The following is a 13,250-nucleotide window of genomic DNA, read 5'->3' on the forward strand; positions in this document are numbered from 1 at the left end:
CCCGGCTACTCGATCAGCAGTTGCTTCGCGCGGCGTTCGCCCGGAGTCTCGATATGCGGTTCGCGCCCGCCGCGCAGGATCGAATTGCCCTCGTAGAGCGTGCGCTGGTCGATGGCGGGCGGGTTCAGCCAGTCGTCTTCCTTCATCTGGCCGGACTGGCCATAGGCGTCCAGGGCGTTCTGGTAACAGACCTTGCGCACCGTTTCCTCGGACACGCCGCTTTCCAGCGCCAATTGCGCGGTCTTCGCCACGCCGAGACAATCGGAAATCCCCCAGTCGCAGGCGCTGTCCACGATGATCCGCTCGCCGCCGTATTGCTTGAGCAGCTCCACCATGCGCTTGTTGCCCATCTTGGTGGACGGATAGATCGAGAATCCGGCCCAGAACCCCCGTTGCAGGGTTTCGGCGACCGTTTCCTCGTTGTTGTGATCGATCACCACCATGCCGGGGTCGATCCCGTGTTCTTCACAGACATCCATCGACCGCGAGGTGCCGCGTTTCTTGTCGCGGTGCGGCGTGTGCACCATCACCGGCAGGTTCAGTTCCTTGGCCAGTTCCAGTTGCAGCCGGAAATACTTGTCCTCAAGGGCGGTCTGTTCGTCATAGCCGATCTCGCCAATGGCGACGACACCTTCCTTGAGCGCGAAGCGGGGCAACCATTCCATCACGCCTTCGGCCAGTTCCTCGTTGTTGGCCTCCTTGGAATTGAGTCCGATGGTGCAGTAATGGCGGATGCCGAACTGGCCGGCCCTGAACCGTTCCCATCCGACGATGGTCGACAGGTAATCCACATAGGTCCCCACGAAGGTGCGGGGCTGGCCGAGCCAGAAGGCCGGTTCGATCAGCGCGACGACGCCCGCGTCGGCCATTGCCTGATAGTCGTCGGTGGTGCGCGAAATCATGTGCGCATGTGGGTCGATCAGCATCATTGCAGCGCCTCCTCCAGATGGCCTTCGGCGCGCGCGCGGTCGAGCCGGGACCGTATCTCGGGCGCGTCCGCGAAGGGCCGGACCGGGATCCAGAGTTCCTCGGACACCGGGCGCCCGGCAGCCCAGCGTTCCTGCGCGTAATCCACCAGGATACGCGCCAGTTCGGGATTCGCCCGGTCTTTCAGACCAGTGATCGGACCCAGGTCGCTGCCGACGAACAGCGCCTTCAGGATCATGTGGTTCCAGCGGTGCTGGTCGAAATGATCGCGCGGAAACGGATTGCGGTGGGCAATCGCCTCGAACACCGGCTTCAGATTGGACCGCAGCCCCTCGCCCACTTCGAAATCCAGCGTTTCAGGTTCGGGATAAAGCGGCAGCCCGCGGTAGAGAGCGATCATTTCCCCGGCATCGGCGGTGCGGCGCAAATCCTTGAAAACCTGCGCGAAGGGACGTTGCGCCTTGAACCGCAACAGCCCCAGAACCCGCGCCGCGCCGTCGATGCTCCAGCCCTGGGGTTCCCAGCCTGCATGGGCGGCGTCGGCGGCGGCCCTGTCGGCGGGGGACAGGACGAGATCGGATTTCCCGAGCTTGCGCGGGGCCAGCCCCAGGAAGATGTGGAGGTCCCGTTCCGCCGCGCCCTGGGCGAGCGTCGCCAGCTGGTCCGTCACCCAGGGCGCTGCGTCGCCCGCCTGGGTCGTCACCCATCGTTGCAGAAGATCGGCAGGTTGGTCGGTCACGGCGCATCCTCTCCGCTTGGTCCCGACCGCAGTCTAGACGCAATCGCGCCGCGCTTGCCAGAGCCGGCGCGCAAAAAACTCCGATTGTGAACCGCGCCCCCGACCCATAAAACCGAACGGGGGAGGAGAAGGACGATGCTGAACATGCGGCGGTATTTTCCGGTCGCCATGATCGTTCCGGCGGCGGGGCCGACCGTGCTGGACCAGCGGTTCGAAGAACGTGATCTGCCCGGCTTTGCGCCGCATCCGGATGTCGCAACCGACGGCCGGATCCATGCGGTCGAAGGTTCGGGAAATTTCGGCGGGCTGCCGCGCGACAAAACCCGTTGGCTTTATCGCCGGAAGCCGCGCGACCGGCCCCCCGACGCCTGTTCGGCCATCGGCCCGAATGGCCGCCGAATCGAAATCCCGGTGGCGGAATACACCGACATGCAGGCGCTGCATCCCGATTCCAGGGTCGATGCCACCAACGCCGCCGGGGAACTTTACACACCGACCAGTGAAGAGCCGGGGCCGTTCGGATCGACCGGCAAGATCTTTCGACTGGTCCCCTGACGCCAAGGTTCTCCATGCACAATACACTCGTCATCCTTGTTGTCGGCCTCGCTCCGGATCTTGTCGGTCCGCACACGCCGCACCTGGCGAAACTTGCCGAAAGGGGCGGCATGCGGCCCCTTGACACGGTGACCCCGGCCGTCACCTGCACGGTGCAGTCGACGCTTGTCACGGGCCTGCCGCCGTCGGGCCACGGCGCGGTGGCGAACGGGTGGTATTTCCGCGACCTGTCCGAGATCCTGTTGTGGCGGCAGCCCAACCAGCTTGTTCACGGCGAAAAGATCTGGGACGCCGGACGGCGCCGCGATCCGGATTTCACCTGCGCCAAGATGTTCTGGTGGTACAACATGTATTCTACAGCGGATTATTCGGCGACGCCCCGGCCGATGTATCCCGCCGACGGGCGCAAGATACCCGATCACTACGCCTATCCGCCGGAACTGCACGACGAACTGGACGCAAGGCTGGGCCAGTTCCCGCTGTTCAAGTTCTGGGGTCCGCTGGCCGATATCACCTCGTCGGACTGGATCGCCAGGGCGACTCTGCATGTGATGCAGACCCGGAACCCGACGCTGACGCTGACCTACCTGCCGCATCTGGACTACAACCTTCAGCGTCTCGGCCCGGATCTCGGCCATCCACGATTGCAGCAGGACCTGCGGGAGATCGATGCGCTCTGCGGCGAGCTCATCGAACAGGCGGACGCCACCGGGCAGCGGGTGATCGTGGTATCGGAATACGGGATCACCAGGGCCACGGACGCGGTCCATATCAATCGCGCGCTGCGCCGGGCCGGGCTGATTGCCGTCAGGCCCGAGGAATTCGGCCGCGAGATCCTCGACGCCGGCGCGTCCGAAGCCTTTGCGATGGCCGACCACCAGATCGCCCATGTCCATGTCCGGAACCCCGACCGGATCGCGGAAGTGGCACAATTGATCGCATCGCTGGACGGGGTGGAAAGCGTCTGGGATGCGGAGGGCAAGCGCGCCAATGGTCTCGATCATCCCCGGTCCGGCGATCTGGTCGCGATCAGCGCCGCCGATCGCTGGTTCAGCTACTATTACTGGCTGGACGATGCCAAGGCGCCGGATTTCGCCCGCACCGTCGATATCCACCGAAAGCCGGGTTACGATCCGGTCGAACTGTTCGTCGATCCCGAGATCCGCTTTCCGAAGCTGGCCGCAGGCTGGAAACTGGCAAAACGAAAGATGGGTCAGCGCCAGTTGCTCGACATCATTTCGCCGAAGGACACCCGGCTGGTCAAAGGCACCCACGGCCGGATCACCGACGATCCGATGGCCGGGCCGCTGGTGATTTCATCCGAGGCCGGGATGCTGCCCGAAGGTCATGTGAAGGCCACCGGGTTCAAGGATCTCGTCCTGCGCCATGTGTTCGACTAGGCGCGGTCAGGCCCCCGAAACGATCCGATCCGGCGCGTCAGGTTCCTGATACGACGCGCTGCAAGACCAGCGTCAGCGCAAAGCCCACGACCGCCAGCAGGGCCAGACCGGCCTGTCCCGCAGCGGCGATCAGCACCGCGTCATAAAGCGAAATGCCGGCGATCATCGTCACCACCGCCCTGGGCACGTCGCCCCTCCGGCGGCGGAACAGCAGCCGCAGGGCGGCCAGAACCACCGCCAGCAACCCGGCCCAGATCGACAGCGCCAGCGCGCCGGGCATGGCCTGCACAAGCCCGTAAAGTAGCGGCACGGCCAGAACCGCCAGCGGCCAGGCCCTATCCAGCCGGTCATAGGCTTCCTGCTTGGCGGCATAGGTCAGCCCGACGATATAGGCCAGAAGCCCCAGCGCCCCGAACACGACCGGCCCTCCGATGCTGCCTACAGCCGCGGCAGGCAGGACATAGCAGAAGAACCGCGTCGCCCCCATGATCACCGGGCTGAGCGCCGTGCGCTTGTGCAGCCAGTCATAAAGCACCACCGCCGCCGCCAGCGCGATCCCGGCAACACCGGCCAGAACGCCGAGCGTGAAGGCCAGCACGATCCCGGCGCCAAGCAGGGCAAAGCCCACGGCGAACACGGTGCCGACGGCAATCTCGCCCCTGGGGATCGGGCGGTTCGCCCGTTCGCGGGCGTCGATCTCGGCGTCGAAGGCGTCGTTCAGCCACATGCCGCCGATATAGAACAGCGACAGCGCCAGGCCCGAGGTGACGATCACCGCCACCGAAGGCTGCCCGGCCAGGACCGCCCCGGCGATGGCGTTGGTCCATACTGTCGGCAGGTTGGACACCCGCCCGAGAGTCAGAACGGTCTTGAAGGTCATGGCTGCAATCGCTCCAGCACCCAGCGCATTTCTTTCACGATGTCCTCGTCCACCGTCGCGCTGCGCAGCGCGGGCGGCAGGACATCCCAGGTATAGGTCTCGATCTCCAGGTGCGGCGAAATCGGGTCGGACCGGTGCATCGCCAGGATCTCGTCGAGGAAATCCCGCGTCGACCCGAACGGGCCAAGGTCATCGACGAAGACGGGCACGTGAAAATGCACCCGCCACTCCTCGCCGTCGGTGGCGTCTCCGAGCGCCAAAGCCTCGGACAGATCCACATGGGCTTTCAAGCCCTCCGGCGTGCGGCGGATCACCTGATGCAGGTAGGTCGGTTCGTTGAAGGCGGCGAGCGCGTCCCGCTGGGCCTGCCCCATCCGCTGGACGCGCAGCGCCGCGCTCAGTTGCAGCTTGTGGATCGGTATGCCGACCTCGCGCAGCGCCGCGATGCTGGCCGCCGGGTCCTCGTATTCCACAGCCGCGTGACAGACATCGTAGCAGAGACCCAGATGCCGCGGCAGCGCGCGCGCGGCGGCATCCCGGCCCAGGCCCGTCATCTCGGCCAGCCGGGCCGCGGCGGCATCGCTGAACAGGTGATCGCGCAGGAAAGCGACGGTCTCGGGGATCGTTTCCAGGAAACAGGCCGGTTCCGGCTCGATCGCCAGGGCAACGGTCACCCCGGTTCGTTGCTGCAATCCGACCAGGTGCGCCACCGCCTTCAGGTAATTGTCGGCCATGGCGGTCTCGGCACCGGCGGCCAGCGGCTTGAAGGTTCCGGGCACGGTGCTCAGGCTGACGGTTTCGCCCTCGGGCGCGATCTCCGCCATCAGGTCGGCCAGCGCGGTCGTGTAGCGGACCCGTTCGGCGCTGCGCCAGTCGGGCTGGTAAACCTCTTCCTTGACCCGCGTGCCGTGAAACGGGCCGTAGGGGAACCCGTTGACCGTGACCCCGCGATAGCCGTGCCGCGCCATCACCTGCCTGAACGCACGCCTGTTTTCCGGATCGTCCAGTTCGGAGAGAGCCTGCGCCGAGACGCGCAGACCCACCGCGAAATCCGCGTCGGGGCACACCGCGGCCCGCACCCGCGCCACCGGCCCGTCCAGCGCAGCGCGCATGTCCGCCCAGGACTGGGTTGGGTGGATGTTCAGACAATATGTAAGGTGGCCAAGCCCGCCGGGCAATTTCATCTAGGCTTTTTCCCGCGCCTTCAGCCATGCCAGCGCCTGGCGCACCCGATCCAGGTCCATCTGATGCACTTCGTGACCAACACCCAGATCCTTCAGAAGCGTGATCGTCAGCTCGCCGCCCAGATGCTCCTGAAATTCGGCCAAGCCTTTCAGCAGCGCCAGTTCGCCGCCCGGCGCGGCGTTTTCCAGCGCCGGGTGCCAGATCCGCAGCCCGAGGTTTTCCAGCAGCACGACGATCCGTTCCTCTTCGCCTTCCGTCAGCAGGCCGGCCAGCACGGAATAGCGCGCATCGAGCGCGATGCCGATGGCGACCGCCTCGCCGTGGCGGACGTGATGATGCGTCATCGCCTCCAGCTTGTGCGCCGACCAGTGCCCGAAATCCAGCGGCCGGGCAGAGCCGAGTTCGAACGGATCGCCGCCATGGGCGATCTGGCGCATGTGCAATTCGGCGGAACGCCGGATCATGTGTTCCTCGGCATCCGGACGGAAAGTGGCCAGCGCATCGGCGTTCTCTTCGAGCCAGAGATAGAAATCGCGGTCCCGGATCAGGGCGACCTTGACCGCTTCGGCGATGCCGGCGATGCGTTCCCGCCGGGGCAGGTGTTCCAGGAACTCGAAATCGTTCAGGACCGCCCAGGGCGGCGCGAAGGTGCCGACATAATTCTTGATGCCCTTGAAATTCACCGCGTTCTTGACCCCGACGCCGCTGTCGTTCTGGGACAGGACGGTGGTCGGCACACGGATATGGCGCACCCCGCGATGGGCGGTCGCCGCCGCCAGCCCGACCGCGTCCAGAATCGCGCCGCCGCCGATCGCGATGACGTAGGAATGCCGGTCGATGGCATGGGCATGGATCGCGTCCTGCATCCGCTCCACATGGGCCAGCTCGTTCTTCACGATCTCGCCGCCGGGCAGGATCATCGGGTCCGCGATCAGGTCGATCCGGTCGGAATGGCTCTGCGCATAGGCCAGCAGCGACGGCACGAGACCCGGCATCGCCCGGACCGTGCCTTCGTCGAGCACGAAAAAGCACCGGTGGCGTTTCGCCGGTTCCTTGCGCGCAAGGACATCCGCGAACAGCGGGTTCTCGGGCGCGAACAATCCCCGGACGAAGGCAACGGGGTAGACGTAGGGCACCGAGAATTCCTGCCAGTAGACGGTGGCATCCTGCCGATGGGTCAGGCCCATGGCGGATTCGCTGTTCATCCTAACCTCCCCAGCAATGACAGCATTGCCCGCGGGCAACTTGACCCGCGGACAATTGCAAGACTAGATGGCGTTAACGGCTTACTCAACCCCGGACAAGGAGGGCGAGGTGAGGATAGTGAACGCGGTTCTCTGCCTGCTGATGGCGCTGTTCGCCGTGGTCCAATACAATGACCCGGACGCGCTGTTCTGGGGCGCGATCTACGGCGTAGCGGCGATCTGGTGCGGGTTCGCGGCGTTTCGTCCCGGCGTGTTCGAAACGGCCTTGGTCCGCGGCCTTCTGACCGCTTCGGTTACGCTGTCGGCGTTCGGCGTTGCCTGGTTCTGGCCCAGGACCGAAGGGTTCTGGCACATGGACGTCTGGTGGGAGACCGAAACCGCCCGCGAAGGCATGGGCATGATGATCGTTCTGCTTGCCGTCGCCGTCGCCTGGCTGACCGTCAGACCGCGACGCAGGGCTCTCTGAATGTCCGGCAAGGCGCCGGCCGTCAGTGTGTTTCCGGTATTGACAGCCGGCGGCGGCGAAACGGTGTCGCGCGGCGGGCCGCGGCGCTAATCGCCCGACGCATCTACCACCCCGCCGATCAGGTTTTCGTTCAGCAGCCGCCAATCCAGCCCGCCCCGCGGGCGGGAAATGGCGTCGAGATAGCGCCGGTTGGCGGATGCGGCGCCGCGGGCTTCGGTCACGGCCTCGTCCGGTGACACCTGCCGGAACACGACCGGGTCCTGCGGGCGGAGCTGGACGAAATCGTCGAGGTCGCAATCGAGCAGCGCCGCGATCTTCGGATAGCCGCCGGTGGTTTGATGGTCCGCAAGCAGGACGGTGGGAACACCGTCGCCGGCGACCTGCACCGACCCGCGCAGGATCGCTTCGGACGGCATGTCCAGTGTCGAACGCGGTTCGATGGGCGGCCCGGTCAGCCGGGCGCCCATCCGGTCGCGGGCGTCGCTCATCCTCCAGGGGCCGTTCAGGAACGCGGACACGGTCTCGGCGCCGAAGAACCGTTGCTGCGGACCGATGGTCGCCCGGAACGCGCCGCCGGGCCGCGGGTTCTGCCATCGGGGGATGTCGCCTTCGCGGTCGTCCCGCCGGGCGGCATTTCCGACCGTCAGTTTCTGGCCGCTGACAACCCGGCCACCGCCCAACCCGGACATTGCATGGGTGGCGGCGCTTCCCAGCCACCGGGGCACCTGAAGCGCGCCCGCAAAGGCGAGATAGCACCAGCTTCCCGACGCGCCGGGACGGATCGCAAGCCTGTCGCCGGCATCCAACGTGGCCACGGTCCAGGACGCCCGCCGCTGCCCGGCGTGGTCGATGGCGAATGCGCCGCCGGCGATTGCGAAACTGACCCGGCCCGACAGGCATTCCAGCGCCAGCCCGCCAAGCGACACCTCGATTGCGGCCGAACCGGCCGGATTGCCGAGCGCGGCGTTCGCCGCGGCATGGGCCAGCCGGTCCATCGGCCCGGATTGCGGCACCCCGAACCGCATCAACCCGCGGCGTCCCGCGTCCTGGATCGAGACATGCGGCCCGGCATGGGAAACAGAGACAACCGCCGTGTTCATGCGACGACACCGGCCTCCAGTTCCGTCCGGCCGATCCGGCGGAAGCGGACACGGTCGCCGACGTCGAACAGGAACGGCCGGGATTCGTCCTGCGTCAGGATCCGGGTCGGCGACCGGCCGATGATCCACCAGCCGGTCGGCATGGTGAGCGTCGAGACAAGGCATTGCGGCCCGGCGATCAGCACGCTGCCGGCGGGCACGTCGCGCACCGCGACCGGTTTTCGCGGCAGGCGGATGCGGTCCGGAACCCCCCCGAGATAGGCGTAGCCGGGGGCGAAGCCATACATGAACACGTCATACCTGCCGGCGAGATGGGCGGCGATGACGTCGTCGCGGCTCAATCCGCACGCGGTCGCGACCGCTTCCAGGTCCGGGGCGAAATCGCCGTCATAACAGACAAGCACCTCTTGCGATCCGGGAGTCGCATCGGGCCGGCTCTCCCCGCCGATCCGGCGCAGCGCCTGCTGCCGGACCGATCCGTGATCGCAGATCAGCGGATCGAAGTGGATCAGAAGGCTCGCGTAGGCCGGCACCGATTCCAGGAAACCGTCGAACGGATCGGCCGCGAGCGCCTCGTCCAGCTGCCGCACGCGGGCATTCGTTTCGCGATCGATCGTCTCGCCGAACTCGACCAGCAGGCCATGTTCGGCCACCGGGCTGAAACAGGGAAAGCGCTGTTCCGCCCGCGCCCTGCCAGTCATGTCAACCGGCCTCGCCCCTGGACAAAGGGCTTGAGGAGAATACCCGCTCCGGCGAGCCTTTCCCGGATTCGCCGCGCCATGTCGACAGCGCCCGGCGTGTCCCCGTGAACGCAGATCGAATCCGCCGCCAGGGCGATCCCGCCGCCATCGGGCAAGGGCATGTTTCCGGTCGCGAGAAACCGGATCAGCCGCTCGGAAATGGCCTCGGGGTCATGCAGCACGGCACCCTCGCGGGATCTCGGGACCAGGCGCCCGTTGGGCAGATACGCACGGTCGGCGAAGACTTCGGAATAGACCCGAAGCCCGGCGTCCCGCCCCGCCAGTTCGAGTTCGCTGCCGGATATGGCGAGTATCGCCAGCTCGCCCGGAAGGACGCGGACCGCATCGACGATGGCGTCGGCGACCGGACGATCGTCCGCCGCGAGGTTTCCCAGGGCGCCATGCGGCTTTACATAGCGGACCTGCGCCCGCGCCAGGGCGGCCAGGGCCTGCAACGCGCCGACCTGTGCGGCGACCATGCGTGAAATCTCGGCCGGGGCCATGGGAATCACGCGCCGGCCAAAGCCGGTCCGGTCCGGATATCCGGGATGGGCGCCGATCACGACCCCGCGCTCCGCGGCCAGCGTGAGCGTCTCGAACATGGTGTCCGGATCGCTGGCATGCCCGCCGCAGGCGACATTGGCGGATGTCACGAGATCCAGCATCGCGCGGTCGTCACCCATGGCCCAGGGACCATACCCTTCGCCCAGATCCGAATTGAGGTCGATCTGCATGCCGGGCCTCCTGTCAGCGACCGGGCTTGCCGGTGGCCCGGATCGACAGGACGACGCCCGCGCCATCCAGCCTGTCGACAGAGGTGAAGCCGGTCCGGTTCCGCCGCCGGCCCGACATCATGACCGGTATCTTCGCCGCCGCCTCGGGCGGCTGGCAGAGTTGCAGTTGCGTGTTCGGCGGATTGCAGACGCGGTATTTCATCTGGCTGAATGCCTCCGGGTTGGGAACATCAAGATCGGTGTATTCCGACAGCGGCGGATAGTCGACCCAAGGCCCGATGCCGATGGATTCATGGCAGACCTTCGACTTGTCGATATCGTGTACCACGATACAGATGTGATGCAGTTTGCGGAAGACCGGGTTCATCGCGGTCACTCCTTCACCGGAGCGGTGTAGTTCAGGCCGCCCTTGAGGTTCACGGCCAGGGTGCGGTCGGATTGCTCTTCGGTGACATCGAGGAAATCCGCGACCGGGCAGATGCCCGCGTTGTTCACCATGACGCCGATCCGGCCAGGGTTATCTAGGATTGGCGGCACTATCTGGCGGTGATCCAGCGCAAACCCGGTGCCCTGCGCCCCTCTCGCCAGATTGCTCCACCATGACGAAGACGCCGTTCTGTATGCCGTGGAGCTGGCGCCGGAAGCCGGCGTGCCGACCAAGACGTACATCCTGAACCTGCTCCACAGGCTGATCGACCGCAAGCAGACCGACGAGGCCGGCGTCGAACGTTCTCTGATTTAGCGTGAAATCAACCGGTCGTAACTGGCGCCGCCGGACCTTTGGGCCCGCGCCCGCGTCTGGTCGCCCATCTTTCCGTTTTCCGGGGGATGGCTCCGCCTCGGCCTGCCGGGAACCGAAACCGATTGGGATCAGCCGGAGGCGGCACTGGCCAACGGCCGACCGGCCAATTCCAGCAGGCCCCCGACATCGAGATGTTCTTCCAGGTGGTCGGCCAAGGCGTCCAGCGTGGTCTCCACGCCCGCATCATAGCCCGCCATCGAGGCGATGCCGAAATCGGCCAGCCAGGCCGCGCGGAAGGCATCGTCGCGGAACATGCCGTGCAGGTAGCTGCCCTGTACCCGCCCGCTAACGCTGACGGCCCCCTCGGGGATCCCCGCCACATGGGCGAAGGGGCGCGCGCGGTCGGGACCCTCGCTCCGGCCGATGTGGATCTCGTAACCGCGAAACCCCGCGCCGCTGGCTGCATGCACGGCCTGAACCTCGATCAGCCGCTTGTCCGCCGTCATCACAGTGTCGATGTCCAGCAGCGATAGCCCGGCATCCTCCCCGGCGTCGCCCTCGATCCCGTCGGGATCCGCCACGCGGCGCCCGAGCATCTGGTAGCCGCCGCAGATCCCCAGCACATAGCCGCCGCGGCGCAGATGGGCGGCGAGGTCGCCTTCCCAGCCCTGCGCGCGCAGGAAGGCAAGGTCGCCACGGGTGGATTTGGTGCCGGGCAGGATCACCACGTCGGCATCGCCCGGAATGGCGCGGCCGGGGCCGAGCATGGTGAGCCGCACGCCCGGCTCCTGCGCCAGAGGGTCGAGATCGTCGAAATTGGCGATGCGGGAGAGGCAGAGGCAGACGACATGCAGCCCGGAGGCACGCCGGGGCGCATCGAGATCAAGCGCATCCTCGGCGGGGAGTTTCCAGGCCCCGGGGAACCACGGCGCCACACCGAAACCGCGCCAGCCGGTGCGCGATTCGATCATGTGGTAGCCATCATCGAAGAGCGCCGGGTCACCCCGGAACTTGTTGATCAGAAAGCCTTTGATGAGCACCGCATCCGCAGGGTCGATCACCGCCTGGGTGCCGACGATCTGGGCGATCACGCCGCCCCGGTCGATATCGCCCGCCAGCACCACCGGCACGCCTGCTGCCCGCGCAAAGCCCATGTTGGCGATGTCCCCGCGCCGCAGGTTCACCTCCGCCGGGCTGCCCGCGCCCTCGACGATCACGAGGTCATGGGCCACGCGCAGACGGGCGTAGCTCTCCAGAACCCGTTCCAGCAGCTGCGGCTTCAGCTTGTAATAGTCCCGCGCCCGCGCCGTGGTCAGCCGCTTGCCCTGCACGATCACCTGCGCGCCCACGTCTGTCTCGGGCTTCAGGAGAACGGGGTTCATGTCGGTATGAAGCGGCAACCCGCAGGCCATCGCCTGCAGCGCCTGCGCCCGGCCGATCTCGCCGCCATCGGCCGTGACGGCGGCGTTGTTGGACATGTTCTGCGGCTTGAACGGCGCCACCGAAAGCCCGCGACGCCGGGCCGCCCGGCACAGCCCGGCAACGAGCATCGACTTGCCCACGTTCGAGCCCGTGCCCTGGATCATGAGGGAGCCGGTCATCGGTCGTTCATGACCGGTGCTGCGCACACGCCCCGCCGACACCGATCAAAACTCCACCCCCTTCTGCGCCTTCACCCCATCCCGGAACGGGTGCTTTATCAACGTCATCTCGGTCACAAGGTCTGCCGCTTCGATCAGTTCGGGCCTGGCGTTGCGCCCGGTGAGGCACACATGGGTCATCCGCGGCTTCTCGTGCAGCAGGAAGTCCACGACCTCGTCGATGTCGAGATAGTCGTTGCGCAGGGCGATGTTGATCTCGTCAAGCAGGACGAACTGCACCTCGGGGTCGAGAATCTGGGCCTTGGCGATCTCCCATCCGTTGCGGGCGGCGGCGATGTCGCGCTCGCGGTCCTGGGTTTCCCAGGTGAAACCCTCGCCCGAGATGAAGAAGCGGCATTCCCCGGCAAAGCGGCCCTGAATCATCTGCGCCTCGCCGGTCACCCAGTTGCCCTTGATGAACTGCACCACCGCGCAGGGCATCTGGTGGGCGATGCAGCGCAGAATCATCCCGAAGCCCGAAGACGACTTGCCCTTGCCCTTTCCGGTATGGACGATGACAAGGCCCTTCTCCTCGGTCTTGCCCTCCATCATCCGGTCGCGCGCGGCCTTGATCTTCTTCATCTTCTCGCTGTGGCGGGCGTTGACCTCGGCCTCGGCGTCTATTTCCGGCATGCTGCGCTCCTTCACTTGACATCGCGGCGTTTTGGGGCGCATCTGGCCCGGTGCTGGTGCCTGTGTAAACAGGTGAAAAGGGAATGCGCCAGCCCGGGCCACCGGGTCAAGCGCAGCCGCCCCCGCGACCGTGACCGGATACGCCGCTCCATGCCACTGGCTTTGATGCCGGGAAGGCGGAGTGGCTCCGGAGGCTCCGCCTCCGGGATCCGCAAGCCGGGAGACCTGCCAGCCTGACGTAAGAACCAACCGGACGGGGTGTGCCGGTGTCGGGCCTTGCCTAGCGCGGCACGCCTGCACGCAT

15 protein-coding genes, 1 pseudogene and 1 riboswitch are annotated in these 13,250 nt (G+C 66.5%); of the genes and pseudogenes, 4 read left to right on the forward strand and 12 right to left on the reverse strand.

Features of this window, described 5'->3' with window-relative positions; genetic code table 11:
* Positions 1-5: 5 nt before the first annotated feature.
* Together QO034_RS15350 and QO034_RS15355 are read right to left on the reverse strand one after the other, a co-directional pair.
* On the reverse strand, positions 6-929 hold the full coding sequence (locus tag QO034_RS15350) for a TatD family hydrolase (RefSeq protein ID WP_284486409.1): 924 nt from the start codon (positions 927-929) through the stop codon (positions 6-8).
* Positions 926-1,666 (reverse strand): EboA domain-containing protein, encoded by a 741-nt coding sequence (locus tag QO034_RS15355; protein WP_284486410.1) that lies wholly within the window; start codon positions 1,664-1,666, stop codon positions 926-928. Before QO034_RS15355 ends, QO034_RS15350 begins: the two co-directional genes overlap by 4 nt.
* A 135-nt stretch (positions 1,667-1,801) precedes the next feature.
* Between QO034_RS15355 and QO034_RS15360 the strand changes: the two genes are divergently transcribed.
* Both QO034_RS15360 and QO034_RS15365 read left to right on the forward strand, forming a co-directional pair.
* The gene (locus QO034_RS15360; RefSeq protein WP_284486411.1) at positions 1,802-2,221 is read left to right on the forward strand and encodes a hypothetical protein; all 420 of its coding nucleotides are present in this window, start codon (positions 1,802-1,804) and stop codon (positions 2,219-2,221) included.
* A gap of 14 nt (positions 2,222-2,235) precedes the next feature.
* Positions 2,236-3,621, forward strand: a complete 1,386-nt coding sequence (locus QO034_RS15365) for an alkaline phosphatase family protein (protein WP_284486412.1) — start codon at positions 2,236-2,238, stop codon at positions 3,619-3,621.
* 37 nt (positions 3,622-3,658) lie between these two features.
* Here QO034_RS15365 and QO034_RS15370 read toward each other — a convergent pair whose 3' ends face one another.
* Genes QO034_RS15370 through QO034_RS15380 form a run of 3 tightly spaced genes read right to left on the reverse strand, consistent with a single transcriptional unit; the run spans position 3,659 to position 6,891 of the window.
* On the reverse strand, positions 3,659-4,501 hold the full coding sequence (locus QO034_RS15370) for a UbiA family prenyltransferase (RefSeq protein WP_284486413.1): 843 nt from the start codon (positions 4,499-4,501) through the stop codon (positions 3,659-3,661).
* Positions 4,498-5,685, reverse strand: coding sequence for a metabolite traffic protein EboE (gene eboE / locus QO034_RS15375; protein ID WP_284486414.1), 1,188 nt, complete (start codon positions 5,683-5,685; stop codon positions 4,498-4,500). The genes QO034_RS15370 and eboE overlap by 4 nt, the downstream gene beginning before the upstream one ends.
* Positions 5,686-6,891: a 3-dehydroquinate synthase gene (locus tag QO034_RS15380; RefSeq protein ID WP_284486415.1), complete on the reverse strand. Its 1,206-nt coding sequence runs from the start codon at positions 6,889-6,891 to the stop codon at positions 5,686-5,688. It lies immediately after the preceding gene.
* A 109-nt stretch (positions 6,892-7,000) separates the two neighbouring features.
* On the opposite strand from QO034_RS15380, the gene QO034_RS15385 reads away from it, so the two are divergent.
* Complete coding sequence (locus tag QO034_RS15385; RefSeq protein ID WP_284486416.1) at positions 7,001-7,357, forward strand: transmembrane 220 family protein; 357 nt, start codon at positions 7,001-7,003, stop codon at positions 7,355-7,357.
* A gap of 86 nt (positions 7,358-7,443) precedes the next feature.
* Here QO034_RS15385 and QO034_RS15390 read toward each other — a convergent pair whose 3' ends face one another.
* Genes QO034_RS15390 through QO034_RS15410 form a run of 5 tightly spaced genes read right to left on the reverse strand, consistent with a single transcriptional unit; the run spans position 7,444 to position 10,429 of the window.
* The gene (locus QO034_RS15390) at positions 7,444-8,457 is read right to left on the reverse strand and encodes a 5-oxoprolinase subunit C family protein (protein ID WP_284486417.1); all 1,014 of its coding nucleotides are present in this window, start codon (positions 8,455-8,457) and stop codon (positions 7,444-7,446) included.
* A complete protein-coding gene (locus QO034_RS15395; RefSeq protein ID WP_284486418.1) occupies positions 8,454-9,158 on the reverse strand; it encodes a 5-oxoprolinase subunit B family protein in 705 nt (234 codons plus the stop codon). The genes QO034_RS15390 and QO034_RS15395 overlap by 4 nt, the downstream gene beginning before the upstream one ends.
* Positions 9,155-9,931, reverse strand: coding sequence for a LamB/YcsF family protein (locus QO034_RS15400; RefSeq protein WP_284486419.1), 777 nt, complete (start codon positions 9,929-9,931; stop codon positions 9,155-9,157). The genes QO034_RS15395 and QO034_RS15400 overlap by 4 nt, the downstream gene beginning before the upstream one ends.
* Positions 9,932-9,944: 13 nt before the next feature.
* Positions 9,945-10,298: a VOC family protein gene (locus QO034_RS15405; RefSeq protein WP_284486420.1), complete on the reverse strand. Its 354-nt coding sequence runs from the start codon at positions 10,296-10,298 to the stop codon at positions 9,945-9,947.
* A 5-nt stretch (positions 10,299-10,303) separates the two neighbouring features.
* Complete coding sequence (locus QO034_RS15410; protein ID WP_284486421.1) at positions 10,304-10,429, reverse strand: hypothetical protein; 126 nt, start codon at positions 10,427-10,429, stop codon at positions 10,304-10,306.
* A gap of 27 nt (positions 10,430-10,456) precedes the next feature.
* On the opposite strand from QO034_RS15410, the pseudogene QO034_RS15415 reads away from it, so the two are divergent.
* Positions 10,457-10,634, forward strand: a pseudogene (locus QO034_RS15415) (IS21 family transposase); the annotation flags it as partial.
* 167 nt (positions 10,635-10,801) lie between these two features.
* Here the strand turns inward: QO034_RS15415 and QO034_RS15420 are convergent.
* Positions 10,802-12,274 carry a cobyric acid synthase gene (locus tag QO034_RS15420; protein WP_284486422.1) on the reverse strand — a complete coding sequence of 491 codons (1,473 nt, stop codon included), beginning with the start codon at positions 12,272-12,274 and terminating at the stop codon, positions 10,802-10,804.
* Positions 12,275-12,319: 45 nt separating this feature from the next.
* Complete coding sequence (cobO, locus tag QO034_RS15425; protein WP_284486423.1) at positions 12,320-12,946, reverse strand: cob(I)yrinic acid a,c-diamide adenosyltransferase; 627 nt, start codon at positions 12,944-12,946, stop codon at positions 12,320-12,322.
* Positions 12,947-12,983: 37 nt separating this feature from the next.
* Positions 12,984-13,193, forward strand: a riboswitch (cobalamin riboswitch).
* The last annotated feature ends 57 nt before the right edge of the window (positions 13,194-13,250 follow it).

It is taken from the genome of Sedimentitalea xiamensis, assembly GCF_030164465.1.
Lineage (GTDB): Bacteria > Pseudomonadota > Alphaproteobacteria > Rhodobacterales > Rhodobacteraceae > Sedimentitalea > Sedimentitalea xiamensis.